This is a genomic window from Sphingomonas mali NBRC 15500 (assembly GCF_001598415.1).
In the GTDB taxonomy this organism is placed as follows: Bacteria; Pseudomonadota; Alphaproteobacteria; order Sphingomonadales; family Sphingomonadaceae; genus Sphingomonas; species Sphingomonas mali.
The window spans coordinates 76,498-101,197 of record NZ_BCYX01000010.1; the positions used below are offsets into that span (position 1 = coordinate 76,498).

Here is a 24,700-nt window from a genome sequence, read left to right on the forward strand (position 1 = left end):
GCGGACGCAACGAAGGATCCGGACGACGGAGACGGGCGTGCGCTTCCTGATAGTCGAGGACGATCCGGTGATCGCCGAGCACATCGTTGCCGGCCTGGGCCTGCATGGCCACGAGACGACGCTCGCCCAGACCGGGTCGGAAGCGATCCTGGTGCTCGACCGGCGGCCGCATGACGCCGTCGTGCTCGATCGCTTGTTGCCCGACATCAACGGCCTGTCGGTGATCGACCATGTCCGGCGCCAGGGCAATACGGTGCCGGTCCTGATGTTGAGCGCGTTGGGCTCGGTCAAAGATCGCATTGAGGGGCTGGAGGTCGGTGCCGACGATTATCTGGCCAAGCCGTTCGACATGGACGAACTCGCCGCCCGGCTCAGCGCGATCGCCCGGCGCAATGCGCCGCGGCCCGAAGGATCGCAGCTCGAAGTCGGCAGGTTGCAGCTCGATCCGAGCAGTCACCGCGCGCGCTATCGCGACGCCTCGGCGGCGCTCAACCGCAAGCAATATTCGTTGCTCGCGCATCTGATGCGCAATGCCGACCGCCTCGTCACACGGTCGATGCTGCTCGAAAGCGTCTGGGCCTATTCCTTCTCGCCGACCACCAACATCGTCGAAAGCAACATGAGCCGGCTGCGCACGGCGTTGCTGGGTCTGGGCTGCGACCCGATCGAGACCCAGCGCGGTGCCGGCTATACCTTGCGGTCGGATCGGTGCGCCTGATCCCGCGCACGCTGTCGCGGTCTCCGCGGGTTGGCCGGCTCGCGATCCAGTTCGGCATGGCGTTCGCGATCGCGATGCTGGCGGTGGGGATGATCGGCTTCAGCGCGGCGGACGCCTGGGTGTCCAGCCGCATCGACGCCTCGCTGCGCTATCACACCGCCAAATATCTCGCACCGGCCGATGGGCGTGGCGCCGATGACGCCGTGGTGGCGGCCAAGATTCTCGATTGGCAACGCCGCAAGGTGCTCAGCGAGCGCACCTATGTCCTGTTTTCGCGCGACGGCACGCGGATCGCGGGCCGGCTCGATATCGCGCCGCCGCATCCCGGCTTTTCCGACGTCCGTTTCCTCGGCGGCGGCCGCAGCTACCAGCTCGGACGCGCGCTCGCCACGCGGTTGCCGAGCGGCAGTTTGCTGGTCATCGTCCAGCATAGCGAGGCGGCGGCTAGCCTCCACGCGCTCTTGCCCGGCGTGGTACTGGCGATCTCGCTCGTCGCGCTGGTGATGGGGGTGTCGGCGACTTTCCTGTTCGCGCGCCTGACCGCCAGCCGGCTGGCCGAGACGCAAGGCGCCGCCGACGCCATCGCCGCGGGGGACCTCAGCCGGCGTATCCCGACCGAGCGGCTCGACGGCATGTTCGCGGTCCAGGCCGAGAGCCTCAATCGGATGATCGACCGGATGGAGGAACTGGTCCGTGCGCAGCGGTTGTTTTCGAGCAACCTCGCGCACGATCTGCGCACGCCGTTGACGCGTTTGCGCGGCACGCTCGCGCGCGGTGCCGCCGATGGCGACCCGGCCTTGTCGGGCACGTTCGAGCGCGCCGAGCGCGAATGCGCGTCGATCATCGCCATCTTCGACGCGTTGCTCCGCCTCGCCGAGATCGAGACTGGCCGTCATCCCTCGGCGATGGGCACGCTTTCGCTGCGGCCGCTGATCGAGGATGTCGCCGATACGATGGATCCGGTGATCGCCGACCGCGGCGGTACGCTCGAAGTCGGGCGGCTCGACGATGTCGCGATCACCGGCGATTCTGATCTGATCAACCAGTTGCTGATCAACCTGCTCGAAAATGTCGCGACGCACACGCCCGCCGGAACGCGCGCCCGGCTGTCGCTCGAACGCGACGCCGGTGGGGCCGTGATCACGATCCGCGACGATGGCCCGGGATTGGCCGCCGCCGATTTGGCCCGCGTGACTCGTCCGTTCGAGCGCGGCACGACCGCATCTGCCACGCGCGGCAGTGGCCTGGGGCTGGCGATCGCCCAGGCGATCGTCCGGTTTCATCACGGACGGATCGACTTGGCCGACGCCGCCCCGGGGCTCGAAGTCCGCGTGCGGATTCCGGCGAACGATTCCCCTAGGCCGCGCGCAGCCGCCGACCCCGTCGCCGCTTGAGCCACATCGTCAGGTACATCCAGACGCCCGACCCGGCGAAGAACAGCAAGGCCAGTCCGCCCGCCAGGTTGAGCGCGATCCCGACCGGCCCGAGCGATTCACCGGAATGCAGTTTCTTGAACCAGTGGTTCCAGGCGCCCAGCGCAGTACGCTTTTCTTCCTTGGGCATCCCGGCCCGACCCGCTTTTCCGCCGACCGACGCCACCGATTTTGCCGGCGGTGCGTCCAATATGGCGGTGGCCTGGGTCACCGCTCCGGTGAAGGCGATGACGAACAGGATGAGCGCGAACCAGGGGGCAAGCAGCTTGTGCCAGCGACGCATCTTCAGGATTCCCGACATGGAGGTAACCGCCCCGAGCGGGCGGCAGGCGGGTTTGACACCGGGGATGTGACAACCGGGTGATGATAAAATTCTAAGTTTGCAATGTTGGCGCTTTGAACCCGTTCGGGGTGCCGTGAGTCACGGAACCGTCATCACGCGCACCTAGCGGCCCCTCATGACCTGGGCGCTTTCGGGCACCTTTGGTCCTCAGGGTGACAAAAGAGGAAGCATTGATGATCGCCAGATATCTGGTGCCGTCCGCACTCGCGGCGGGACTTGCCATGTCGTGCGTCCAGGCGAGCCCGCTGCCGCCGCAAATGGCTGCGGCGCCCGCCGCCGCCGCGAAGGACGCCACGCCGCCGCTGCTTGATCCCGCCGAATTCGCGCCCGACCGCACCTTCGCGCCGCCGCCGCCACACAACTCGCCGCTCGAAGCGATCGAACTCCAGCAGGTGAAGGCAGTGCGCGCCGCCGCTTCGCCTGAGCGCCTCGCCCAGGCCGAGCGCGACGGCGAGACCGAAAATCCCACCGCCTTCGACCAGGCGGCAGGTCGCGATCTGGAGCAGCTCCCTGCTACCTATGCGCTGCTCACGCGGATTCAGCGCGAAACCAATCGCGTCGTCAGCGCGGGCAAGGATCATTTCCGGCGGCTGCGGCCCTATGGCGTCGATCCCCAGATGGCGCATTGCGGCAAGGGCAAGGTCGCTGATCGCGGCTATCCGAGCGGCCATGGCGGCATGGCCTGGTCGGTGGGCTGGGCGCTTGCCCGGCTGATGCCCGACCGCGCGCCCGCGATCATCGCCCGGGCGCAGGATTATTCGCTCAGCCGCGAAATCTGCGGCGTCCATTTCCAGTCCGATCTGGAAGCCAGCCACGGCGTCGCGGTGATGATCGCCGACCGCCTGCTCGCCGATCCGCGCCTCGCCGATCAAGTCGCCGCCGCGCGCCGCGAACTCGCCCGACCGTAACCGATCTATTTGCCGAACTGGGGATGATGATGAACCGAACCGCTTTCCGTGCCACGCTGCTCGCCGCTGCCGCGACCAGCGCCTTCCTGCTTCCTGCCGCCGCGATCGCCGGACCGGATGCGACCGCTCCGGCGGCCGCCAAGGATGCTTCGCCTCCCGCCACCGACGACCAATCGACCAGCGCCAACCAGAAGGGGCAGGCCAACGACAAACAGTCGCTGACCTCTTCCGACATCATCGTTACGGGATCGCGCACCGCCGAAAGCGCGCCGATCACCGCATCGCTCACCACCACCCAGCCGCAATCGGCGGTCAGCCGGGACTATATCGACAACGCGACCGCGACGTCGGATTTCAACGAACTGATCGCGTTGACCCCCGGCGTGTCGATCTCCGGCGCGGGCAACGGCTACGGCCTGGGCGAGACCAAGGCGACGATCCGCGGGTTCCAGGACGGCGAATATAACGTCACCTACGATTCGATCCCGTTCGCCGACACCAACAACCCGACGCACCATTCGACCTCGTTCTTCCCGTCGAACACGATCGAGACCGTCGTCGTCGACCGCGGCCCTGGCAATGCCAGCCAGCTCGGCCAGGCCAGCTTCGGCGGCAACATCAACATGTATTCGCGCGGCGTGAAGGATGAGATGGGCGGCCAGGTCGAGGCGATCCTGGGCAATTGGAACACCTTCGTCGCTCGCGCCGAACTCCAGTCGGGCACGATCGACAGCCTTGGCGGCACGCGTATCGTAGTGACCGGCCAGTATCTGCGGTCCGACGGCGCGCTGACCTATTCGCCGGTCGGCTCGAAGAACCTCTACGCCAAGGCGGTGGTGCCGATCGGCAGCGCCAACACGCTGACCGTGATGAGCACGTGGAACCGCAATTATTACTATCAGTCGGACGTCTTGAAAGGCGCGACTTGCGGCAGCGCGACAAAGGGGATTGCGGGCTTTGCCAACGCTGCGGTGGGGCCGGACGGAAGCGCCTTGACCCAATTGTCGGGGGAGAATTGCGCTGCCAGCTCCAACGTCGGCGTCTATGGCCGCAATTACGGCCTGAGCAACGATCCGACGCAGCAGGATTATTGGAAGTACAACCGCACCGACAAGACCACCGATTTCTCCTACCTGCGGTTGCAGAGCGATCTCGGATCGGGCTTTTCGATGGACAACCGTGCGTACATGTACGGCTACACCAACAATACCTGGTCCGGAAATACCGGCAATGTCGTCACGGGCTTCTCCGGCGCGGGAACGCCCGCCTCGCCGTACAAGGCGGTGGCCGGGCCGGCGACCGACATCCTCGGCTACAGCAAGATGAACAAGTACCGCGTGCTCGGCTATATCGGCCAGCTCAACTACGATTTCTCGATGGGCAAGATCCGCGTCGGCGGATGGTATGAACAGGCCGCAACCGACCGACATCTGATCGATTTCGACCTGACTACCGGCACCCCGAGCTACAACGAGAAATTCAACAACGGCAACGGCACGTCGGCGCAGAACGCGCTGCCGCCGATCTCCCAAGCGAACCTCAGCTACGTCCAGCATTCGACATGGAACCAATATCAGCTGTTCGGCGAATTCGAATTCCGCCCGATCGCCAGCCTGTCGATCACCCCCGGCGTCAAATACGTCCATTTCAACCGCTCGATCGACGCCGCGGTCAACCAGAAGACACGCCTGCCGCTCGACACCTCGGCGACCTGGACCAAGACGCTGCCGTTCCTGACGATCAACTGGCAGGCGATGACCAACTGGTCGTTCTACGGCCAATATGCCCAGGGCATGTACGTCCCCGATTTGTCGAGCTTCTATTCGTCCTCCGGCCAGCTTTCGACCGCGCTCGACAGCCTAAAGCCGCAGACCACGACCAACTACCAAATCGGCACCGTGTGGCACGGCAACAAGATCTCGATCGACGCCGACGGCTATATCATCAACGTCAATAACAAGATCGGCACCTGCACCACGGTCGGCTGCGACACGACGTTGCTCGTGAACATCGGCCAGGTCCGCTACAAGGGGGTGGAAGGACAGGTCAGCTATATGCCGGTCACCGGCCTGACCCTGTTCGCCAACGGATCGTACAATGAAGCGCGTAGCGTCACGACCGGCGCGCAGATCGCCAAAGCGCCGTTCTCCACCGCGGCGGCTGGGTTCATCTATCGCAACGGCGGCTTCCGCCTGTCGTTCAACCAGAAATATACTGGCCCGCAATACGCCACTGAATTCAACGGCAACCCGAACCTGCGCCTGTATCGTATCAAGCCTTACAGCATCGGCGATTTCGCGATCAGCCAGGAGATCGGCAAGAACCTGCGCCTGGGCGTGACCGTCAACAACGTGTTCAACAGCCGTGCGGTCACGTCGATCGCCAACAGCTCGTCGGGCGCGCCGACCGTCACGATCAACGGTACCAGCTATCAGAATGGCTATGGTCAGGCCGATCAGTTCAGCTATCTGCCGCCGCGCTCGTTCCAGGTCTCGGCGCGGTTGAAATTCTGATCGGCGACGGGGGCGTCGCTCCGCCCCCCACGCCGGCGCACGAACGCCGGGCACGCGCGGCCATCGCGGCCGCCACGTGTCCGGTCGTCGGCGCGGATCACGCCTTTTCGGCGCAACGGCAATCCTTGCCGCAAGTGCAATCGGTGCAGGGGCAAGTGTCCGAGCAACGCTTGCTGGTGTCGGTCTGGTCGGTCATCGTCATTCTCCTCCTTGGTGAGGAGCGCCGGATAGGCCGCGACTGGCCGCGGCGATTGAACGTAGGGGCTAAAGTCGCTCCAGCGTCGTCGCCGGCAGGCCGAAGGTGCGTTTGAACGTGCGGCTGAAATGCGCCGAATCCGAAAATCCCGCCGCATGCGCCGCCTCGGTCAGCGATTTTCCCTGGGCATAGACGTCGATCGCGCGGACCAGCCGCAGCCACAATTGGTACGTCTTGAATGCCAGCCCGGTCTGTTCGACGAACAGGTGCCGCAGCCGGCTGGACGACAAATGGACGCCGGCGGCCGCCGCGGCGGCGTCCAGCGATCCGTCCATCCTCACCGCCGCCTGCTCGATCACCCGCCGCACGCGCGGATCGGGCATCGGCGCCGGGCCGGCGGGGGCCAGAAGCTCCACCGCAGCCCGTCCCGCCGCCAACAGGTCCTCGGCCGTCAGCCCGGCCCCGAACGTGGCAGCGAGCGGGGCAACCACCGGCGCCAGTGCCTCGGCGTCGATCGTGGTCAGCGGCCCGTCGGCGAACAGCATCCGGCCGAGCGCACGCCCGGCGCGGCTTTCGGGCTCGACGAAGATGAAGGCCAGCAGGCCGTCCGCCTCGAACCGGTGCGGCGCGTCCGCCGCCACCGCGATCGCCGGCGCGCGCAAGATCGTCGTCGCGTCCGCCAGCATCAACGCGCCCGACAGCGACACGGTGATCTGGATGGCGTGATGCGCGTGGACGTGGCTGTCGCCGAACCCCGCCGGCGCCTCCAGCACCCACACGCTGACGCCCTGCGCCATCCCCAGCTTTGCCCGCCCCGCGACCATGCGAGCCACCCTAAAGCCAACTGTGTTTCGATGGAAACACAGCCGGCTCTAGAATCATTGTGGCCGCGCGCTCATTTGCGAATAGCCGGCTTCCACCTATTCGCAGCACGCTCTAGCGCCGCGGCGGCCAAACGAAAGCGGCCTGCCGCACCGCACCTCCGGTCTTTTCCGGACTGCGCCCGGCTGGTAAGACCGCGTATATATCGACGGTCCGGTCAGTTGCCCGGGTACTCGCGGCTGTGGGGGCACGCGAGAGGGGCGGGCCGGATACGATAGGTCGGCGCGGGGTCGCATCCGCTGCTCATTGAGCATCGCCAATTCGGGCGCGCCGACCCGAATGCATAGGGTCCGGGTGCGGCGCGACGGTCGAGGTCGTCGTGGTATGCCCGGCAGAGGGTGGGGTTTCGATGGTCAACCGCCGCGCGGTCGTCGCGGGCTCGTTCGTACTTTCCGCCGCCGGACGCGCTGCGATCGGTCCTGTTGCCGCTCGCGCCGCCGCCGCGCCCGCCGACCTTCGCCCCGTCGATCCTCGCGATGTCGCCCGCGATGACTGGGCCCCCGTCGATGCGATTGTCGCGCGGATGCGGCCGCCGGTTTTCCCCGCGGCGACCTTCTCGATCCTCGATTACGGCGCGAAGCATGGCGCCCCGGCGCACCTCGCCGTCCAGGCGGCGATCGATGCCTGCGCCGCAGCGGGCGGCGGCCGCGTCATCGCCCCCGCCGGGCTGTGGCGGATGAACGGCGCGATCCATCTCCGCTCGAACGTCGATCTCCATCTCGAGCGCGATGCCGTGCTTCGCTTTGGCAAACCGGGGGAAATCGCGCTGCCGATCGTCCTCACCCGCTGGGAAGGGATCGAGGTCTATAATTACTCCCCGCTGATCTACGCGCGCGATTGCACCAACGTCGCGATCACCGGCCAGGGCGTGTGCGACGGCCAGGGGGGGCAGGGCTTCTTTCAGTGGCGCGTGCATCAGGATCACGACAAGGGAGTGCTGCGCGACATGGGGGAGGCCGGCACGCCCGTCGCCGATCGTCGCTTTGGCCCCGGCCATTTCCTGCGCCCGCCGTTCGTCCAGTTCTTCCGCTGCACCAACGTGCTGATCGACGGACCCAAGTTCGTCGACTCGCCGTTCTGGACGATCCACCCGGTCTATTCGACCAACGTCATCGTGCGAAACGTCACGGTGATCAGCCATCACCTCAATTCGGATGGCTGCGACCCCGATTCGTGCCAGGATGTGCTGATCGAACATTGCCGCTTCGACGTCTCCGACGATTGCATCGCGATCAAATCGGGCCGCGATCAGGACGGCTGGCGCGTCGGCTTGCCCACTCGCAACGTCGTCATCCGCGATTGCCAGATGTCGACCCATATCGCCGGCGCGATCGCCATCGGCAGCGAGATGTCGGGCGGCGCTTCCAACATCTTCGTCGAACGGCTGGAGGTCCACCACGCCAAGCAGGCGATCTATTTCAAGGCCAATCTCGATCGCGGCGGCACGATCGCCCAGGTCCGCGTGCGGGACGTGAAGGTGCGCGACAGCGACACGTTGATCGACTTCACCACTGCCTATCACCGCTCGCGCGGCGGCAACGCGCCCCCGACCTACAAGCAGTTCACCGTCGAGCGGGTCGATTGCCGCAACACCGGCCGCGCGCTGCGCATCGTCGGGGTGGAGGCGGCGCCGGTCGAGGACGTGCTGATCCGCGACGTGACGGTGGGGAAAGCGCGCGAGCACAACCTGATCGCGCATACGCGCGATCTGCGGCTGGATGGCGTGCGGGTGAATGGGCAGGTGTTGGTGGCGTAGGCGATTGCCCGACGTGCGTCGCTGAAGGTACGAATTTTTCGGGGTAGCTGCGACCCTATGCCCGGCTTAGGCCGGTGAGATATGAACATGGCGGTGAAACACGGCTTTGGCTCCCTGACCGAGAAGGAAAAGCAGACCCTTCGCCTGATCGTCCGCGGTCACGACGCCAAATCGATCGCGCGCAGCCTTGGCCTCTCGGTCCACACGATCAACGAACGACTGCGCGACGCGCGCCGCAAGATGGCGGTGTCCAGCAGCCGCGAAGCCGCGCGCTTGTTGTTCGAATCCGAGGGTGGTGAGCCGGGGTCGCCGACCCCCGAATTGTTCGGGGACAGAGGAATCGGGGAAGCCGCGAGCCGCGTTGGCGTGGATCAGGGAAGGGCGCCGGTCAGCGGCGCAGGGCGGGTCACCCGCCATCCCTGGATCGTCATCGGAGTGTTGCTCATGACCCTTGCTCTCGGACTATTGGCATTCGTCGCCTTGCCTCAGGCCGCGTCCGCGCCGTCATCGACACCCGTCGCCGCCGACGCGAAGCCCAATGCGGAAGTCGTGGACGCGGCGCGGCAATGGCTGGCCTTGGTCGATCAGGACCGTTGGGACGACAGTTATCGGGCGACCGGCGCCTCCTTCCGTAAGATGAACACGACGCAGGTCTGGGCCGATGTGTCCGAAAAGATGCGCGCGCAGTTCGGCGCGGCGAAGTCACGGACGTTCCTCAGCGAGCAGTATCTCCCCGCGCCGCCTTACGGCTATGAGGTCGTGAAGTTCCGAGCGAGCTACGCCAACAAAGCCGATGCGGTGGAGACCGTCACGCTCGATCGCGAGGACGGCGTCTGGCACGTAGTGGGCGCGACGATCGAGTGAGGTGGGGCGGGCGAGTCAGATGAGCTGCAAGTCGACCGGTTTGGCCGCGGGAAACACCGTGCCAAGCCGGTCGCCGGCCAGGCCATATTGCCGTGCCGCGAGGCCGCCGATCATCGCGCGGTAATCGGTCAAGACGGGAAGGTCGCGGCCCTGGTTGAGCGTTGCTTGCGACAGCGCGACCTGGGGCCCCGCGATGCGTCCGCCATTCACGCCGCCGCCCATCACCCAATAGATGCTGCCATGACCGTGATCGGTGCCCTTATCGCCATTCTCGTGAAAGGTGCGGCCGAATTCGGAGACGACGACGACGGTCGTGTTCCGCCAGGCATCGGGGCCGATCTCATCGGCGAAGCCGGCAAGGCCGCGCCCCAATTCGCCGATATGCGTCGCCAGATAGCCTTGCGCGCCGCCCTGATTGACGTGCGTATCCCATCCGCCGACATCGACGAAAGCGAGGTTGAACTGGTCGCGCATCAGCCGCCCGATCCGCCGCGCCGACAATTCGAAGCCCTTGGGACTGACCGCGCCGCGGCTCGCCTGTTTCATTTCCTCGTCGACGGTCTTGAACACGGTGTCGCGCACCTGAAACCCTTCGGCGACCGAACTGCCCAGGTCGTTCGCCCCGCTATGCTGTCCCTTGTACATCGCGGTGATCAGGGCGGCGTCCTTGGGCGGCACGGCGGGCTTCGATCCGACCGCCGCCAGGGCGATATTCGGTATCACCGGCCCGCCACGAAAGCATAATGGCAGCTGATCGGTGAACGAGATCGGCTTGTCCTGCCCAAGCGCCGCGGCGAGCCGCGCCATGAAGCCGGAATTGTAATTGCGATGGCCGCCGATCGGCTGGCCGAGCTCGATCGTGTCCTGGGTCTCGAAATGGCTGCGGCTCATGTCGTCGGTGCCGACAAAGGGCACGAAGGCGATCTGCTTCTTCTGCCACAGCGGATAGATCGACTCCTTGAGCGCGGGATGCAGGCTCCAGTCGGCGTCGAGCGCGATCGGCGCATTGGGGTCGGCCGGATCGGGTTTGCCGAGCGCTATCGTCGGGCGCGACGCGTGATAGAAATCGCTCCCGGTCGGCGCGATGATATTCGCGGCGTCATAGGCGCCGCGCAGGAACACGACGAGCATCCGGCTGCCCGCTTGCGGCGCGGCGAAGGCGCGCCCGGCGACGATCAGGGGAGCCAGTGCGGCGGCACCGGCGATGAGGTCACGGCGATCGAGCAACATAAACCTTCTCCGTTCGCGTCAGCGATGCATGAATTCGGGCGATGACAGGAACAGCGCGTTCCATTCCTGCGGCGAGCTTGCCTGGGTCAGCGCCGTCTTGGTCTGCCCGCCGAGCACCGGCGCGACGGCGCCGTAATAAGCGGCGTTCTGCAGCTTGGGGAGCGCCGGCACCGGAACGGCCGGCGGCGCTGGTGCAGCCGCGGCGACCGGCGGCGCTCCGGATGCCGTCATAGCCGACGCCATCGAGCCGGCCATTGCCGGCGCCGACGCCCCGGCCATTCCCACCGCCGCCACGGCGGCCGGAGGAGCGGGGGGCTTGAACAACCCCGCCGCGCCGCCGCCGATCTGCCGGGCGATCTCGAACCGCACCGACATCTGGCCGGGTCCGGTCCACGCGGCCGACTCCATCGGATAGCCATCAGGCGTTTCGCGCGCGTATAGGCCCTGGCCCATGCGGTTGAGCCAGCCGATGATCGGCTGCGCGTTCAGGATCACCTTGTCGCCGTACATCAGGCGCACGGACGAAACCGCATAATGCATCGGGTCCTTGAACACGGTGCCGAGCGATTGCCTGAATTCGGGCGCGCGGATCATCGTGCGCAGCACTTGCGCGATATCGCCGTCGCTCTTTTGCCAGGACGCGGTCATGCGATCGACCACGGAAGCGGGCGGCGTGTCGCCCATGAAATAGGTCGCGAGCTGCTCGGAGACATGGTGCGCGGTTGCCGGCGACCGCGCGATCAGGTCGAGCGCTTCCTCGACTTCGCCAAAGCCGCTGCCCTTGATCGTGTGGCCAAGGAATTGCTTGTCGCCGAAATCGTGGCGATTGGGATTGAACTCGAACAGCCCCGCGCGGACGTAGAGCCCCTGGCGCTGCGGGCTGAGCTTGGGCGCGTTGGGGCTGAGATCGACGCCCACTCCGGTCAGGATCCGCGCCAGTTCCTGCACGTCCTTTTGCGTGTAGCCCGACCCGACTCCCATCGAGTGAAGCTCCATGATCTCGCGCGCGTAATTCTCGTTGATGTGGTTCGCGGCGTTCTGATCGTTGTCGAGATAGCGCAGCATCGCCGGATGCCTGAGCGTCGCTTCCAGCAGGTCGCGGAACTTGCCCAGCGAATGGTCGCGGATCGTGTCCTCGTAATCGCCCACCAGGGCGCGGATGTCGCGCTTCTGCGCCTGGACGTTGAAATGGTTGAACCAGAACCAGGTCAGTTGTTCGCGCAACTGGTCCGGCGCGTAGAGATCGCGCAGCAACGACCGCGTCGCCGCTTCGTTGGCGAGGGCGTTCATGTCCTGCTGATACGCCTTGCGCGCGGCGTCGCGCTGCGCAGGGTCGGTGAACTTGTTGGCATAGCGGATCGCCGCATCTTCATCGACCACCAGCGCCGCCAGCGGCGTGCGGCTGATCCGCATCGCCGCGATCCGGGCGGCGGCCTCGGGCGGCAGCGTATCGTCGGGATGCTTGAGCTGGGCGTCGAGCCAGTGAGAGCTGGCGGCCTTGTCGCTGTCGGCGGTCGCCGCCGAAGCGCCCCAGGTCAGGCGGTTTGCCCAGGCCGTCGTCTCTTGCGCCGCAGGGGCGGCCAGTGCGGGCGTGGCGATTGTTCCGAACAGCAGAATTGATACGAAGCGTGCGCGCATATCGGCCATCCTTTGAGCGGTCCTCTACGCTTCAGATCCTGAACCGCTCCTGTCGAACACGAATAATCCTCGGTTTCTGATCGGCTTACCGTGACGGGCGGAGGGAGGGCTCGGCCACCTTGCGGCGTCCGCCTCGGCCGCGTCATTGCGCCTGCCGCCCATCGTCCCCATATAAAAGCCATCGCATCGACGCTCAGGGCATGGTGTCGACTGAGAGACGCGACGCTCCCGCTCAACCGCCGAGGAGTTCTCGCATGTCCCGCGCCATCAATCTCAACGTTCCCTTGGCTGAGGTGACTGCCCTGTGCGGCCGCCGCAAGGTGCCGATCAGCGCGATCGAGAGCCTGTTGGACGGCGGCACCCGCGTGGTGTTGATGAACATGGACGACACGGCGATCGTCGCCCGCGCCTTCAAATCGAAGATCATCAGCAAAACGGCACGGCGCGTGCGGGTCTTCTCACGCCACCGCTGATCGATAGCTACCCGCGCCCGCGCCGCGGGCCGGCATCACCATCACGAAGGAAGAGCTCATGGCCAAGGCCCAGAAACGCAGCAATCGCGAAATCCGCAAACCCAAAAAGGTCGAGCCCAAGCCCGCGACGCCGCTCGCGGTCGACAAGAACGCGGTCAAGGTAACCCTGGGCAAGAGCTCGTAATGGCCAAGGCCGCCGCGCCCCGGCAGCCCGTGGTCGCGGCGGACGACGCCTCGCCGCCGGCCGAGCAACGCCAGGAAAAACGCTTCTTTCGCAGCCGCCGCGATCAACCGCGCCTGACGCCCGAACAAGTCGCGCGTCAGGGGCGCGTCGTCTCGTTCGCGCTGCAATCCTTCGCCGGCCCCGCTGCCGCGATGGACTATCTCAACAGCGATCAGGCCGGGCTCGGCCGACCGCTCGATCTGGCGATCGAAAGCGCCGATGGTCTGGCCGCCGTCGAACAGGCGCTGGCGCTTCGCACGCGGGCGCCGGACTGATCATGATGGATCGCCTCGTCCCAGCAGGAATCGTCGAAGAGTGGATGACGCATCTGCGCCGTCAGCGGTCGCGCGCCAACGACATGATCTGGCTGATCGAACAGGGCGCCACCCTGCATGACGGTCAGGACGGCAAGCCGCTCCACGACGCGACCGAACGCTGGCTGACCGAACAGCGCGAAGTGGTGGCCGACGTCAATCGGCTCGAGGAATTGTACAAGGGCATCAACGAGCGCCGGGCGCATTTCGGTCGGGTCGATCCGTCCGACGAGCCGGTTGGAACGGTGAAGAAGCCGGCGCGGCATTGAGCGGACCGGGTTCCGGCAGCGCAAATCGTCTGCCGCCCGCTTTTCCGGCATGAACGACGCGCGCCCGATTATTGCGACGACCGCATCCTATCTCGACAGCGCCGCCCGCACCGCATCGGCGATGCGATGGCCGCCCAGCGCGACGCGGCGCTCGCCAGTGGTGCGCAGCGACGCCTGATAGGCCGGCGGGACCGGCATGGCCGCGGCCGCCGTCGTGGCGCCCTCATACGTCCCGCCCTTATAGACCACCGATCGCGCCAGCTCGAAACTCTCGTCCGCCCATGACCGGAACGCGTCGGGATCGGCCTTCCCGGTCAATTCCTTGAGCGCCGATCGCGGCCAGGCCTGGTCGAGCCGGACGCGCACCGCCTCGACATTGGCGTCATCGTCCTCATCCCCGCCGACCGCATTGTCCCAATAAGCATGCAGGTCGATCGCCGCCCCGCCCTCCGCCGGGCGGACGAAGGCGCTTTCGCCCGCGCGATCGCTCAGCGGAAAGCGGCCGGAGATCAGATGGCCGCCATGGAGCGGCTGCTGGATGTCGCCCGCCAGGTGGAACAGCCAACATAGCGACACCGCGCGATCCGCCGCCGGCGCATAGGCATCGCGCACGGTCGCCAGGTTCAGCCGATAGGCTTCGGCCGCTTCTCCGGTGCTCATCGCCAGCATCGCCGGCGGGACCTTGGCCGGGTCGGCCTGGGACGGGACCAGCCGCAGCCAATAATGCCAGCCGGGATGATCATAGGGCCCCTTGCGCGCATCGTCCGGCCAGCGCGCCATCAGCTCGAACAGCCGGCGAGTCCGCGCTTCCCCCGAAAACCCCGCCAGCGCGCGGTCGAACCGCGCCTTGTCGGGATGGTTCGCCATGATCGCCTCTATCGTGGCGATCAGCTTGGGATCGGTCCTGGCCAGATCGTCATAGGCGATGGCGCCGGTCACCATATGCCCCTGGTTCGACCAGGCGAGCGCGCCGCCGGACTGCACCGCCACGGCGGCGATGCACAAGGCGCAGGCCAGCCGCTGTTTGATCTTCATGCCGGGCGATCCTCTCTGGCGTGTTTTTCATGTCGCGATTGGCGTCGCGAGGATTGGCTTACGTTAACGTAAGTTTGCGGACGAGAGTCAAGTTGGTCTTCGTCAGTGATTGGGAACCGCTGGCGCGGGCAGGGCTGCGCCAGAGCGTGCCGTCAGTCGGTGCTCGTCCTGCCCGCCTTCGTCAGCCGCAGCCTGGAGAAGAGCAGGGCCCTGCGAATCGGCGACATGCCATTGGGCGTCTCGATATCGATCTTCAGGCGCCTGAATTGCCAATAGATGATCACGCTCATGATCGCGGCGTAGAAACACCAGACCGAGGCAAAGGCGTATTGCTTGACGATCTCCGTGATCGTCAGCGCGACGACATTGATCGCGCCATACCACCTGACGACGCGATGGGTCGACAAGAGCAACGCGCCGCACGTGGCGAGAACATACAGGCACGATATCCAGAAATTGCCCGTCATGTGGTTGCGATAGGCGATCGAATCCTGCTGGATGAAGCACCGGCTGGGCAAGAAGATCAGCCCGGTAATATCCCACACGCATACCAACGCGCCGACGCCCGTCAGCGCTAGAATGGCGCCGCGCCGCCAGCCGGGCGGTTCCATCAGCGCGACCGCGGCCGGCATCAGCAACGGCAGGATACCCTGGGCATAGAGCATGAACAGGAAGGCGACATGGTCGAGCGCAAGCTTGCCGATCCGCCCGTCGAGGCCGAGCCAGACCCATCCTTCCGTAAACTGGTGGACCGCGAACAGCATCGGCACTGACGCGAACAGAAGCGCCCGCGGCTCGCGCACCTGGCGAAGCGTCGCAACGCCGATCGCCCCGATCACGCCAGAGGCGATGAAGCTGGACGTGGCCGAAAAGCACATGCGATTTTCTCCGGCCAGTGCGTGAGAAAGTGTGTGGAGTGATTCCCGGCACATAGCCAGCATGTTGGCGAGCAGCGGTCCGTGGCGCGGGCAGCCTCTCCCGTCGGCCCCGTCATGTTAATCCCGTTCAAGACCGGACAGCTGGGGCTGCGCTATCGCCCCTGCCCAAGGAGACGAACATGGTGCGGATGAACTGGACGATCGCCGGAGCGGCGCTGTTGCTGATCGGGAGCGCGCCGGCGGGCAAGTGGCAACCCCATGACACGCTGATCGCGACCGGCACGATCGCCGCGGAAGGGCTGCAGGGCAGCTGGCGATCGGTCAACGACCTGGGCGACGGCCGCTTCGCCACCAGCACCGACCTGAAAGCGTTCAAGACTGGCGACATTTACGACGGCCGCACGCATTGGCGGATCGAACGGTCGGGTGGCAGCCACAAGCTCGACAGCCCCTTCGCGCAGCGCCAGACCCAGACGAGCGCCTGGCTCGCCCGGTTCGGCTGGATGCAGGCCGGGTTCGGCGGCGCACAGCGCGGGGCGGCGGTCACGCGCACCGACAAAGGGCGGCGCTATTCGGTGCTAACCGCGACCCCGCGCGGCGGCGAGCCGGTCGAATTGTGGTTCGACGCGGCGACCGGCGAGCTGGCGCGCGCGGTGGAGCAGGACTGGTTCTACAAGGTCGAGACGCGCTACGCCGATTATCGCGCGGTCGCGGGGCGGCGGCTGCCTTTCTCGATCGTGCAATCCGACGGCGACAACGAAGAGCGGATCACGATCGATTCCTATCGCCTGCTCCCCCGGGCGCCGGCGGACAGTTATGCTGCGCCGCGTCAGCCCGACGATCACACGATACCGGCCGCGGGCACGACGGTGGCCGCGACACCCTTTCCCCAGCTAGAGATCGCGGCCAGCGTCAATGGCCGGCCGATGCACTTCCTGTTCGACACCGGCGGCCACAGCATCCTGTCGCCCGATGCGGCGCGCGCGCTCGGGCTCACGCCCGTCGGCGGGACGCGCAGCGGCGGCAGCGGCGCGGGGACGATCGCGGAGCAATTCACGCGCGTGAAGGAACTTAGGATCGGCGACGCGGTGATGCGCGACCAATTCTTCTCGATCCTCGATCTCGGCTATTCGTCGTTCGAGCGCGGCGCGCAGCCGCCGCTCGACGGCCTGCTCGGGCTGGAAGTGGTCGAGCGCTTCATCACCCGGATCGACTATCGCGCCGGCAAGATGACCCTGTTGCCGCGCGACAGCGCCGTGACGTGCAAGAGCGGATGGGTGGCGGCGCGGTTCACCAGCGACATGCCGACGATCGAGGCACAGCTCGACGGCATCCGCGCGCCGTTCACGATCGATACCGGCAACAACGGATCGCTGCAGCTCTATGCCCATTGGCTGAAGCAACAGGGCGTCACCGCGCGCTACAATCGCGGGGTAGAGGCGGTCTCCTATGGCGCCGGCGGTCCGTCGCGTAACTGGGTGATGTACGCGCAGACCTTCGCCGTCGGCGGCGGCACCGTGCGCCATCCGATGGTCCGCACGACCGACGACAAGGGCGGCGTCGCCTTGTCGGTCAGCGAGGCCGGCAACCTCGGCACGGATATATTGGCGAACTACACGATCACGCTCGATTACGGCCGCTCGCGCGTGTGCATGGACTATGTGCCGGGCTATGCGCCGGTGCCGTTCGGCCGCGCCGGCCTGCGCGCGATCAAGACCGACCCGCAGACGATCCTGGTGAGCTTCGTCAACGACGGCGGACCGGCGGCGCAGGCGGGACTGCGCAAGAACGACAAGCTGCTCAGCGTCGATGGCCGGAGCGCGCGGGAGTTGGGTGGCGGCGAGCTGACCCGCGCGTTCACGCAGGCGCCGGGGACGCGGGTGCGGGTGCGCTACGCCAGGGATGGGCAGGAGCGGGATGCGGAGATTGTGTTGCGGGAGATGTTGGCGGTGCCGGGTGGGGGAGCCTCTGGTATATGATGGTCTCCTGGATAGTCGAAACTTGGTTTATCCAGTCCGCCAGCGCTCGATCGACCTGATCCCTCAGCGAATTTAGTAAGCTGCCGCCATAACCCAAATCTGCTCTAGATCGCGAGTTCGATCTGCTGACGCTCGCCGGTGTATTTGCGCGGCGGATAAATTAGGCTGACGATCAGCCATTGGTCGGGAAACCGATGGATGGTTCCCATCAGGAACATTAGGTCGGCACTAGGCAACTTTTGCTCGATTTTTTCGCGCAAAGGCTGTTCCCAGCCGTCCCCGTGCCGTTGAAGGCAGTTCCAGTAGAGTGCCCCTATCTCCCAGTCGGCGATCTTGTGGCGGTAAGCTCTCGTTTCGCCGCTTATCTCGCATTCATATCTATAGTGAAATGCAAATGGTAATTTGCGCAGGGTCCGGATAGCCCTCGCGTCGTCATCGTCAAATAAGCCAGCCTGCTGCTGATGTCGGAGGAGTTTTTTGAGCTCTTCCTCGCTCCATTCTGCTTGATCAACTGCTGTAATATCGAGGCCAAGTATCTTGCTGGGCCGCACTAGCCCCAACGTTAGGCTTTCAGCCTCTCGAGCGCGATCGAGTTCGGCGAAATCCGTGAATAGCCGGAGCTTCTCGATTTCGCGCCGACGCGCATTCCAATCGCGCGCGGTTGGGAGAGGCGCGCCATCCAAAGTTATGGTGTCGACGTAAATCTTGTGGCTCTCTGGCCGCCGATCATCGTTAGCCTTGTAAATTTGGGCGGAGATCCATTGCCATTTCTTGAACTGCTGAGCGTCACGAATGAGTCGAAAAGGTACGGGAAACAGCCTGATCAGCGAGCCGTCAGCAGTCATGCCGGCAACACAGGATGTCTCGGCGTGCTTCTCGCTAGGCGAAGGATAGGTCTTACACAGTATAAGAATGCGTTCGCGCCGCGCTCCCGCCACTCTTCCTCTCCCCGCTACATGCTTGCAACAGGGTTAGCATCACACTGAGGCAGAAGCTACACCAATGAAGTCATTGGCCTTATGCTTCCTAGCGTCGAGATCTTTATTTACGCCCAAATTGCGTATGTCGAAGCCCGTGTGTTTGCGCATTTCATTGGCAACGATCGTACGATGGCATTCTTTTGGGTTGCGCTCAAAACATAGCAAAACCGAGCTTTCCTCCCGCGCTATCTCGATTGCCTGCTGCAGAGCGCGCTGACCGGCGTCCAAGGCAAGGTGCGCAACGTAGATTTCGACGAACGTCGGATAGTCGCCGCGTCGCATCGCATCTCTTCCCTCTTTCGGATCGCCCAGCGACTTGAGATGAGTGTAACCCATTCCCTGGCTTTCGAGGGCTGCGCTGAGCGATCCCTTGGAGAAGCCGGGCTTGCGAGAGACCGGTACATCGCGGATATCGATTACCCGTTGGACGTTGCATTCTCGTAAAACACTCAAAAATAACGATATTTCTGCGCCTTCATAGCCGATAGTGTAGAGCGTGCTGCGCATTGCGTTTCCTTTGTTTGGAGACCGATAGAAGGAAATCGAGTCTACAGCGAGGCAGTTTCATTCGAGCCGAGAAGTTGGGAAACCGTAGGCGGGCGCCCCAATGAAGACGGGCTTGTCATGGATGAGAAGCGCGACAGAATCTGCTCATCAAGCTCGACGGGAAGTTGGCGCTCGGCGCGGCAATACGAACGAGCTCAAGGAGCGCCTAGCGGAGCGGCCATTGGCGCGATACAATATCGCTATGTTCAGCCGGCTCTTTGGGAAGCGAGCGATGGCCGCGACGCCGGCCCAAAGCGCAGCCCTAGCAAACATGCCAACCCAGCATGTACGAGCCAATCTTGGCGAACCGATTAACCGCGTCCCACTTTCGCGCGAAACGCATGTACGTTTAGACCTTAAGAACCGACGTTTCGACGATCTAAATGCTAATCAAGCCACCTTCGTAGACTGTGACTTTTCTTATTCCATTTTCGAGCGCGCTTACTTTCGTGGAGCGACGTTCGAAGGATGTCGATTCGTCGGCTGTCGCTTCTATGACTCTAGTCTTCGGGGTGCCTCTTTCCACGTCTGCGATTTCAAATACGCCACATTCCATCGCACATTATTGGAGCCCAAGGAGATATTGGCCGTCCTGCCTCTTGAGCCTAACCTGAAGCGGGATTCGTTGCAGAATCTTCGTGCCAACGCAGCCGAGATAGGCGATTACGGCAGTCAGCGATTGTTCGTGCTGGCTGAAGTCGACGCCGCCACGGACCACCTGTCTCGTGCTTTAAAGGGGTCCGAGGACTATTATCGCCGTAAGTATCCGGGCGTGATCGATAAGACCGTGGCTGCGGTCGGTCTGGCTCGTCTGAAACTCGGCGGCTGGGTTTGGGGACACGGGGAGCGGCCATTCAGAATGATCCGTAGCGCTGCCATCCTGGTGCTAGTTATGACTTTCGTGAACATGTGGTCGATAGTGCCCAGGGTCGGTTGGGACACGACGCGCTCCGGCTTGGAGGTGCTCCGCTACAGCGTCGATCTGCTTCTCGACGCGAGTCCCGATGGACGATTTAAAGGCTTTCTATTTATAGACTATGCCTTGATAGCAATGCGATACGTTTACATCGGCCTGTTTATTTCGGTGCTCTCAAAATCCGTTTCGCATCGCTGATGGGTATCCTGTTAGGCGTTTACCTCTTTGGTTCTGTCGCGCGTGGCGATCGGGATCAGCGGAGCGACGTCGATTTGCTTGCTGTTGTCGCTGACGGTGAGGGCAAGGTCGATGAACAGGAAGTGGTATTGCACATCCCTTTAGATTTGCGCGACCTCGAACCCTCTGTGTCTTGGTACGGGCGTCAACGTCTGGGCCAAATGTTTGCGAACGGTGAGTTGTTCGCATGGCACTTATATCGAGAAACTGTTCCGCTATTCGAAGCCGTGCCGGTTATCGCCGAGCTAGGCGAGCCCACTCCGTATTGTGACGCGGCGTTGGATGTAGCGTCATTTGAGAAGATCCTTTCTGGCATCCCTGCGCAACTCCGCGCGTCGCCCGAGAATGCGGTCTACGAGCTCGGTCTCGTCTACGTTTGCCTCCGCAACATCTGCATGGCGGCCTCCGCGATGCTGTGCGATCGCCCCGATTTTTCCCGCTACTCGCCCTTTCACCTGAAGGAGGTGGTCGATGTGCCAATCACGATGGCCGAATATGATCTTGCGATGACCTGCCGCATGGCCGGTCAGCGCGGCCTGCAACCGCCTCAAAAAGTCACCCAGTCGCAGGTCCTGAGCATTCATGATAGGTTGGTATCTTGGGTCGCTGGATTGCGGCGACGGCTGGAGAGCGTTTAATGGATGCGTCCACAAGGAGGACTAGGTTCGAGGAAAGGGTTAGGATCGAGCGGGACTTTCTTGTGCCCATCAATCGCCGCTTTGGAGTGGACGCACCGCTGGCTGGGATGACGGCAGCAGCGATTGACTCATGGCAACGTCGAGCCACCGAAGGAGGTGGCAACATCGACATAGACCGAGCAGCGGACCTTCTTCGGGAAGCCGCGGCACGTGCGGAATTATTGGCGGACAACTCACGCGACGTGTTTGATGCCGGCCGTCGGGAAGGACCGGACGGTCTCGCCGCTATTCAGCTCATGCTTGAGGAAGTACTTCGAGCGTAGAAGCGGAAAAGCCCTCCCACCCACAAGGGAAGTGCCTTTCGCATCACAACAATCGATGAAGCTTAAGCCTCACCCAACGCGAGCTACCCAAACGACCCCGACGGCCGTCGTGCCTTCTGGATCGACCTCCCGCCGCCCGGCAGTGCCGACGCCGTCGTGCCGCATCCTGTCATTTCCATCCCCCCCCGCATCCGCGCCCTAAAACCCCGATAAAATTAGGACTCCCACCCCCGCCGTGGTATGCTGCGTCCTGCCTCCAGACTCCCACCGGGTCGGAGCGCTTCTAGAAATTGTTACCGGGTATGGCTCGCGTTTCGCGGGACCTCTGGCTTCCGAAGGCTTCGGCCATGGAATTTTTTACGCCCGTATCTCATGACGCTTCCAGCAGCCTTGGCATGGCGCTGGTCTTTTCCTCGGCAACGCCGCTCCTTCTGCTTGACGCCAACCTCGTCATCAAGGCCGCCAGCGGCTCGTTCTGCAGCGCCTTCGCGCTCGATCCGGACAAGGTTGTCGGCGCGGGGCTGGCGAGCCTTGGATCGGGCGAATGGGGGATGCCCCAGCTTCGCTCGCTCCTGGCGGCGACCGTCGCGGGCGATGCCGCGATCGATGCCTATGAACTGGATCTGGTGCGCCTCGGCAAGCCGACGCGCCGGTTGATCGTCAATGCCCATCGGCTCGACTATCTCGGGTCGGACGATGCCCGGATCGCGCTTGCCGTGCTGGACGTGACGGACGCGCGGCTGACCGAAAAGCTGAAGGACGACGCCGTCCGCGAAAAGCATATCCTGTTGCAGGAGCTGCAGCACCGGGTGGCGAACAGCCTTCAGATCATTGCCAGCGTCCTCATGCAAAGCGCGCGAAAGGTGCAGTCGGATGAGGCGCGCAATCACCTGCAGGACGCGCATCATCGGGTGATGTCGATCGCGACGCTCCAGCGCCAGCTCGCGACGGCCAAAGCGGGCGACGTGGTGCTGCGGTCCTATTTCACCGACCTTTGCGACAGCATCGGGGCGTCGATGATCTACGATCATCAGCTGCTGGAGCTCAGCGTGGTGGTCGATGACAGCATCACGAGCTCGGACGTGCCGGTCAGCCTTGGCCTGATCGTGACCGAGCTGGTGATCAATGCCCTGAAACACGCCTTTCCGGAACGCACGCGCCCGGGGAAGATCGTCGTCGAATATTGGTCGCGGCCGAGCGGGTGGCGGCTGAGCGTCGAGGATGACGGCGTCGGCATGCCCCGCGATCACGCGAGCTGGAAACCGGGACTGGGCACCGGCATCGTCGATGCCCTGGCCAAACAGCTCGACGCCTCCGTGACCATCAGCGACACCAATCCGGGGACGAGGGTGGCGATCATCCACCTTAACGTGCCGGCGGCGGCACTTTAGGCGCGGCGGCTCGTTCAGCCGACAACCATTCCAGGAAATTCGTGCCGATGACCGATCCCGTGTCTCCGTTGTTGCTCTATGTCGAAGACGATGCCCTGATCCGGGAAACGATGGTCGAGAGCCTGGAAGAAGCGGGCTTCAAGCTGCTGGTGGCCGATGGCGGCGACCAGGCCGTAGAGTTGCTCGTTGCGCACGCCGCCGACTTGCGCGGGCTGATTACCGACGTGAACCTCGGCGACGGGCCGGATGGCTGGGCGATCGCGCGGGAAGCGCGTCAATTGATGGCCGGTTTGCCCGTGGTCTATGTCAGCGGCGCCAGCGACCATGAATGGACGTCCGAGGGCGTGCCGGGAAGCACCATCATCGCCAAACCCTTCGCCTCTACCCAGCTGGTCGTTGCCATCTCCGCGCTGTTGGTCGTCTCGGACCATTGATGTGGCCCGGCCGGATCAGGCCCTGAAGCAGGCCGACACGCCCGACGGATACGTACATTCGCGAATAGCACCACCGGCGCCGCAACGGCGATCAAGCGTTATCGATGACAATCGTGACGTCGCCATGGCCAGCGCCCCATATCTCTACCCGATCACTGTCGGACCCGCCGATATCGACTTCATGGGGCACGCCAACAACGCCACCTATCTGACCTGGGTACAGGAAGCGGTGATCGACCATTGGCGTTCGATCGCGCCGCCCGACGCCGTGGCGCAACACCTGTGGGTCGCGCTGAGTCATGAGATCGAATATTTGCGGCCGGCCTTCCTGGGCGATCACCTCGTGGCGGCCGTCGTGCTCGAGAAAGTCCAGGGCGCCCGGGCCTTTTACGACACGATCATCCGGCGCGGCGACGAGATAGTGGTGAGGGCGCGCTCGTGCTGGTGTTGCGTCGACGCCAAAACCCATCGCGCGGTCCGGCTGGCGCGCGACATTGTCGATCTATTTTTCCCGAAGGCGGAGGCGGTCGCCTAGAGTCATTTGCAGCGTCGCTGAGGCGGTGCCGGCGCGCGTGCGGGGTCGGGTGGAATGCGTATTGGGCCGGACGATCGCACCGCTCTATCGTCCCTCAGGCGAGGGCATCGCAGCACGAACGCGGATCGGAAGGCGCTTTGACGGATCAGGCAGCGAAAGGCGGCGCGCTCACATCGCCCGGCACAGCCCGTCCCGGCAGCGTCGGCGTGCGCGAGGTGCTGGGCTATCCGATCGCGGGGAGCCCGACCGATGTCGACGTCCGGGCGCTGTTCCTGGGAACCCGTATCGACACCCGCAACCTGCCCAGGTTCGTCGAGCCGGAGGCGCTCAAGCTGACCGGGATCGGGGCGGCCTTCGTCTTTCGCTATGGCGTGCTCGTGCTGTTCGGCGCGTCGGCCGAGCTGGAGCAGACGCTGATCGCCGAGTTGATGGATCATGTGATCGAACCGGCGCCGTCGCCCGAGCTGGAAACCGCCTGGATCGAAATCCGCGCCGATGGCGAGGAGAATGTGAGCGCGGACGGCCGCATCCGGTTGCGCGAGGCGACTCCCGAACGGTTGCTGCTGACGGCAACGGTGCTGGCGCGCAGCGTGGTGCTGGCCCGCGACGAAACCCGGATCACGGAGACGTTCGATCGCATCGAACCCCTGGTCAACGACCTGCGAACCCAGGGTCGCGCGCGCATGCCGATCAAGCGGGTGATGCAGCATATCGGCGATGTCCTGGCGACGCGGCATCGCGTGGTCGGGCGTGCGCAGATCGGCGAGAAGCCCGATCTGCTGTGGGATCACCCCGAGCTCGACCGCCTCTACACCCGCCTCGAAGCCGAATTCGAACTGGGCGACCGCGCCCGCTCGATCGAGCGCAAGCTGGAAGTGATCGGCGACGCCGCCGACGTCCTGCTCAACCTGGTCCTGGACAAGCGCTCCTATCGGCTCGAAATCGCCGTCGTCCTGCTGATCGCGTTCGAGATTGTCGTGAGCCTCGTCGCGTTTCGCTACTGAACGCCGGCGCCGGCTCAGCGCTCGCCATGATCTGGCCGCATCAG

The 24,700-nt window shown here is 64.5% G+C and carries 25 protein-coding genes; 17 read left to right on the forward strand and 8 right to left on the reverse strand.

Going from position 1 to position 24,700, the window contains the following annotated elements; translation table 11 throughout:
- Nucleotides 1-37: 37 nt before the first annotated feature.
- Both SMA01S_RS09825 and SMA01S_RS09830 read left to right on the forward strand, forming a co-directional pair.
- Complete coding sequence (locus tag SMA01S_RS09825; RefSeq protein WP_066820905.1) at nt 38-718, forward strand: response regulator transcription factor; 681 nt, start codon at nt 38-40, stop codon at nt 716-718.
- Nucleotides 709-2,112, forward strand: coding sequence for a sensor histidine kinase (locus SMA01S_RS09830; RefSeq protein WP_066820907.1), 1,404 nt, complete (start codon nt 709-711; stop codon nt 2,110-2,112). Before SMA01S_RS09825 ends, SMA01S_RS09830 begins: the two co-directional genes overlap by 10 nt.
- On the opposite strand, the gene SMA01S_RS09835 is transcribed toward SMA01S_RS09830, so the two are convergent.
- Nucleotides 2,075-2,452 (reverse strand): PepSY domain-containing protein, encoded by a 378-nt coding sequence (locus SMA01S_RS09835; protein ID WP_245649221.1) that lies wholly within the window; start codon nt 2,450-2,452, stop codon nt 2,075-2,077. The genes SMA01S_RS09830 and SMA01S_RS09835 overlap by 38 nt on opposite strands.
- Nucleotides 2,453-2,667: 215 nt before the next feature.
- Between SMA01S_RS09835 and SMA01S_RS09840 the strand changes: the two genes are divergently transcribed.
- Nucleotides 2,668-3,402: a phosphatase PAP2 family protein gene (locus SMA01S_RS09840; RefSeq protein WP_066820909.1), complete on the forward strand. Its 735-nt coding sequence runs from the start codon at nt 2,668-2,670 to the stop codon at nt 3,400-3,402.
- Between the two features lie 26 nt (nt 3,403-3,428).
- Nucleotides 3,429-5,915 (forward strand): TonB-dependent receptor, encoded by a 2,487-nt coding sequence (locus SMA01S_RS09845; protein ID WP_066821035.1) that lies wholly within the window; start codon nt 3,429-3,431, stop codon nt 5,913-5,915.
- A gap of 264 nt (nt 5,916-6,179) precedes the next feature.
- On the opposite strand, the gene SMA01S_RS09850 is transcribed toward SMA01S_RS09845, so the two are convergent.
- Nucleotides 6,180-6,935, reverse strand: a complete 756-nt coding sequence (locus SMA01S_RS09850; protein WP_066820912.1) for an AraC family transcriptional regulator — start codon at nt 6,933-6,935, stop codon at nt 6,180-6,182.
- 407 nt (nt 6,936-7,342) lie between these two features.
- Here SMA01S_RS09850 and SMA01S_RS09855 point away from each other — a divergent pair, with 407 nt between their 5' ends.
- Both SMA01S_RS09855 and SMA01S_RS09860 read left to right on the forward strand, forming a co-directional pair.
- A complete protein-coding gene (locus SMA01S_RS09855) occupies nt 7,343-8,749 on the forward strand; it encodes a glycoside hydrolase family 28 protein (RefSeq protein WP_084250220.1) in 1,407 nt (468 codons plus the stop codon).
- Between the two features lie 81 nt (nt 8,750-8,830).
- Nucleotides 8,831-9,613, forward strand: coding sequence for a helix-turn-helix domain-containing protein (locus SMA01S_RS09860; RefSeq protein WP_066820914.1), 783 nt, complete (start codon nt 8,831-8,833; stop codon nt 9,611-9,613).
- A gap of 15 nt (nt 9,614-9,628) precedes the next feature.
- Here the strand turns inward: SMA01S_RS09860 and SMA01S_RS09865 are convergent, their stop codons facing one another.
- Together SMA01S_RS09865 and SMA01S_RS09870 are read right to left on the reverse strand one after the other, a co-directional pair.
- Nucleotides 9,629-10,843, reverse strand: a complete 1,215-nt coding sequence (locus SMA01S_RS09865) for a DUF1501 domain-containing protein (protein WP_066820915.1) — start codon at nt 10,841-10,843, stop codon at nt 9,629-9,631.
- 18 nt (nt 10,844-10,861) lie between these two features.
- Entirely contained in the window at nt 10,862-12,481 is a 1,620-nt protein-coding gene (locus SMA01S_RS09870; protein WP_066821044.1) for a DUF1800 domain-containing protein, read from the reverse strand.
- A gap of 254 nt (nt 12,482-12,735) precedes the next feature.
- Between SMA01S_RS09870 and SMA01S_RS09875 the strand changes: the two genes are divergently transcribed.
- Genes SMA01S_RS09875 through SMA01S_RS09885 form a run of 4 tightly spaced genes read left to right on the forward strand, consistent with a single transcriptional unit; the run spans nt 12,736 to nt 13,760 of the window.
- Nucleotides 12,736-12,954: a hypothetical protein gene (locus SMA01S_RS09875; RefSeq protein ID WP_066820917.1), complete on the forward strand. Its 219-nt coding sequence runs from the start codon at nt 12,736-12,738 to the stop codon at nt 12,952-12,954.
- 58 nt (nt 12,955-13,012) lie between these two features.
- Nucleotides 13,013-13,138 (forward strand): hypothetical protein, encoded by a 126-nt coding sequence (locus SMA01S_RS25280; protein ID WP_281179179.1) that lies wholly within the window; start codon nt 13,013-13,015, stop codon nt 13,136-13,138.
- Nucleotides 13,138-13,452 (forward strand): hypothetical protein, encoded by a 315-nt coding sequence (locus SMA01S_RS09880; RefSeq protein ID WP_066820920.1) that lies wholly within the window; start codon nt 13,138-13,140, stop codon nt 13,450-13,452. Before SMA01S_RS25280 ends, SMA01S_RS09880 begins: the two co-directional genes overlap by 1 nt.
- Before the next feature lie 5 nt (nt 13,453-13,457).
- Nucleotides 13,458-13,760, forward strand: a complete 303-nt coding sequence (locus tag SMA01S_RS09885; protein WP_245649222.1) for a Sec34-like family protein — start codon at nt 13,458-13,460, stop codon at nt 13,758-13,760.
- A gap of 87 nt (nt 13,761-13,847) precedes the next feature.
- Here the strand turns inward: SMA01S_RS09885 and SMA01S_RS09890 are convergent, their stop codons facing one another.
- The gene (locus SMA01S_RS09890; protein WP_066820925.1) at nt 13,848-14,795 is read right to left on the reverse strand and encodes a S1/P1 nuclease; all 948 of its coding nucleotides are present in this window, start codon (nt 14,793-14,795) and stop codon (nt 13,848-13,850) included.
- A 152-nt stretch (nt 14,796-14,947) separates the two neighbouring features.
- A complete protein-coding gene (locus tag SMA01S_RS09895) occupies nt 14,948-15,673 on the reverse strand; it encodes a DUF6629 family protein (RefSeq protein ID WP_066820929.1) in 726 nt (241 codons plus the stop codon).
- Nucleotides 15,674-15,852: 179 nt separating this feature from the next.
- On the opposite strand from SMA01S_RS09895, the gene SMA01S_RS09900 reads away from it, so the two are divergent.
- Nucleotides 15,853-17,652, forward strand: coding sequence for an aspartyl protease family protein (locus SMA01S_RS09900; RefSeq protein WP_084250221.1), 1,800 nt, complete (start codon nt 15,853-15,855; stop codon nt 17,650-17,652).
- 104 nt (nt 17,653-17,756) lie between these two features.
- Here the strand turns inward: SMA01S_RS09900 and SMA01S_RS09905 are convergent, their stop codons facing one another.
- Nucleotides 17,757-18,590, reverse strand: coding sequence for a DUF8757 domain-containing protein (locus SMA01S_RS09905; protein ID WP_066820934.1), 834 nt, complete (start codon nt 18,588-18,590; stop codon nt 17,757-17,759).
- Nucleotides 18,591-18,629: 39 nt separating this feature from the next.
- The gene (locus tag SMA01S_RS09910) at nt 18,630-19,139 is read right to left on the reverse strand and encodes a DUF488 domain-containing protein (RefSeq protein WP_084250222.1); all 510 of its coding nucleotides are present in this window, start codon (nt 19,137-19,139) and stop codon (nt 18,630-18,632) included.
- 271 nt (nt 19,140-19,410) lie between these two features.
- Here SMA01S_RS09910 and SMA01S_RS24155 point away from each other — a divergent pair, with 271 nt between their 5' ends.
- From SMA01S_RS24155 to SMA01S_RS09945, 6 genes are all read left to right on the forward strand, one after another.
- Entirely contained in the window at nt 19,411-20,292 is an 882-nt protein-coding gene (locus SMA01S_RS24155) for a pentapeptide repeat-containing protein (protein WP_169804223.1), read from the forward strand.
- Nucleotides 20,292-20,969 carry a nucleotidyltransferase domain-containing protein gene (locus tag SMA01S_RS09920; protein ID WP_066820941.1) on the forward strand — a complete coding sequence of 226 codons (678 nt, stop codon included), beginning with the start codon at nt 20,292-20,294 and terminating at the stop codon, nt 20,967-20,969. Before SMA01S_RS24155 ends, SMA01S_RS09920 begins: the two co-directional genes overlap by 1 nt.
- A gap of 718 nt (nt 20,970-21,687) precedes the next feature.
- Nucleotides 21,688-22,683, forward strand: coding sequence for a sensor histidine kinase (locus tag SMA01S_RS09930; RefSeq protein ID WP_245649224.1), 996 nt, complete (start codon nt 21,688-21,690; stop codon nt 22,681-22,683).
- Nucleotides 22,684-22,730: 47 nt separating this feature from the next.
- On the forward strand, nt 22,731-23,117 hold the full coding sequence (locus tag SMA01S_RS09935; RefSeq protein WP_066820948.1) for a response regulator: 387 nt from the start codon (nt 22,731-22,733) through the stop codon (nt 23,115-23,117).
- 124 nt (nt 23,118-23,241) lie between these two features.
- Complete coding sequence (locus tag SMA01S_RS09940; protein WP_066820950.1) at nt 23,242-23,652, forward strand: acyl-CoA thioesterase; 411 nt, start codon at nt 23,242-23,244, stop codon at nt 23,650-23,652.
- Between the two features lie 137 nt (nt 23,653-23,789).
- The gene (locus SMA01S_RS09945) at nt 23,790-24,656 is read left to right on the forward strand and encodes an RMD1 family protein (protein WP_084250224.1); all 867 of its coding nucleotides are present in this window, start codon (nt 23,790-23,792) and stop codon (nt 24,654-24,656) included.
- The last annotated feature ends 44 nt before the right edge of the window (nt 24,657-24,700 follow it).

Coding starts and splice junctions, on each gene's coding strand:
- SMA01S_RS09835 (WP_245649221.1), bottom strand. CDS start 2,452: ATGTCGGGAATCCTGAAGATGCGTCGCTGGCACAAGCTGCTTGCCCCC.
- SMA01S_RS09840 (WP_066820909.1), top strand. CDS start 2,668: ATGATCGCCAGATATCTGGTGCCGTCCGCACTCGCGGCGGGACTTGCC.
- SMA01S_RS09845 (WP_066821035.1), top strand. CDS start 3,429: ATGATGAACCGAACCGCTTTCCGTGCCACGCTGCTCGCCGCTGCCGCG.
- SMA01S_RS09850 (WP_066820912.1), bottom strand. CDS start 6,935: ATGGTCGCGGGGCGGGCAAAGCTGGGGATGGCGCAGGGCGTCAGCGTG.
- SMA01S_RS09855 (WP_084250220.1), top strand. CDS start 7,343: ATGGTCAACCGCCGCGCGGTCGTCGCGGGCTCGTTCGTACTTTCCGCC.
- SMA01S_RS09860 (WP_066820914.1), top strand. CDS start 8,831: ATGAACATGGCGGTGAAACACGGCTTTGGCTCCCTGACCGAGAAGGAA.
- SMA01S_RS09865 (WP_066820915.1), bottom strand. CDS start 10,843: ATGTTGCTCGATCGCCGTGACCTCATCGCCGGTGCCGCCGCACTGGCT.
- SMA01S_RS09870 (WP_066821044.1), bottom strand. CDS start 12,481: ATGCGCGCACGCTTCGTATCAATTCTGCTGTTCGGAACAATCGCCACG.
- SMA01S_RS09875 (WP_066820917.1), top strand. CDS start 12,736: ATGTCCCGCGCCATCAATCTCAACGTTCCCTTGGCTGAGGTGACTGCC.
- SMA01S_RS25280 (WP_281179179.1), top strand. CDS start 13,013: ATGGCCAAGGCCCAGAAACGCAGCAATCGCGAAATCCGCAAACCCAAA.
- SMA01S_RS09880 (WP_066820920.1), top strand. CDS start 13,138: ATGGCCAAGGCCGCCGCGCCCCGGCAGCCCGTGGTCGCGGCGGACGAC.
- SMA01S_RS09885 (WP_245649222.1), top strand. CDS start 13,458: ATGGATCGCCTCGTCCCAGCAGGAATCGTCGAAGAGTGGATGACGCAT.
- SMA01S_RS09890 (WP_066820925.1), bottom strand. CDS start 14,795: ATGAAGATCAAACAGCGGCTGGCCTGCGCCTTGTGCATCGCCGCCGTG.
- SMA01S_RS09895 (WP_066820929.1), bottom strand. CDS start 15,673: ATGTGCTTTTCGGCCACGTCCAGCTTCATCGCCTCTGGCGTGATCGGG.
- SMA01S_RS09900 (WP_084250221.1), top strand. CDS start 15,853: ATGGTGCGGATGAACTGGACGATCGCCGGAGCGGCGCTGTTGCTGATC.
- SMA01S_RS09910 (WP_084250222.1), bottom strand. CDS start 19,139: ATGCGCAGCACGCTCTACACTATCGGCTATGAAGGCGCAGAAATATCG.
- SMA01S_RS24155 (WP_169804223.1), top strand. CDS start 19,411: ATGGCCGCGACGCCGGCCCAAAGCGCAGCCCTAGCAAACATGCCAACC.
- SMA01S_RS09920 (WP_066820941.1), top strand. CDS start 20,292: ATGGGTATCCTGTTAGGCGTTTACCTCTTTGGTTCTGTCGCGCGTGGC.
- SMA01S_RS09930 (WP_245649224.1), top strand. CDS start 21,688: ATGGCGCTGGTCTTTTCCTCGGCAACGCCGCTCCTTCTGCTTGACGCC.
- SMA01S_RS09935 (WP_066820948.1), top strand. CDS start 22,731: ATGACCGATCCCGTGTCTCCGTTGTTGCTCTATGTCGAAGACGATGCC.
- SMA01S_RS09940 (WP_066820950.1), top strand. CDS start 23,242: ATGGCCAGCGCCCCATATCTCTACCCGATCACTGTCGGACCCGCCGAT.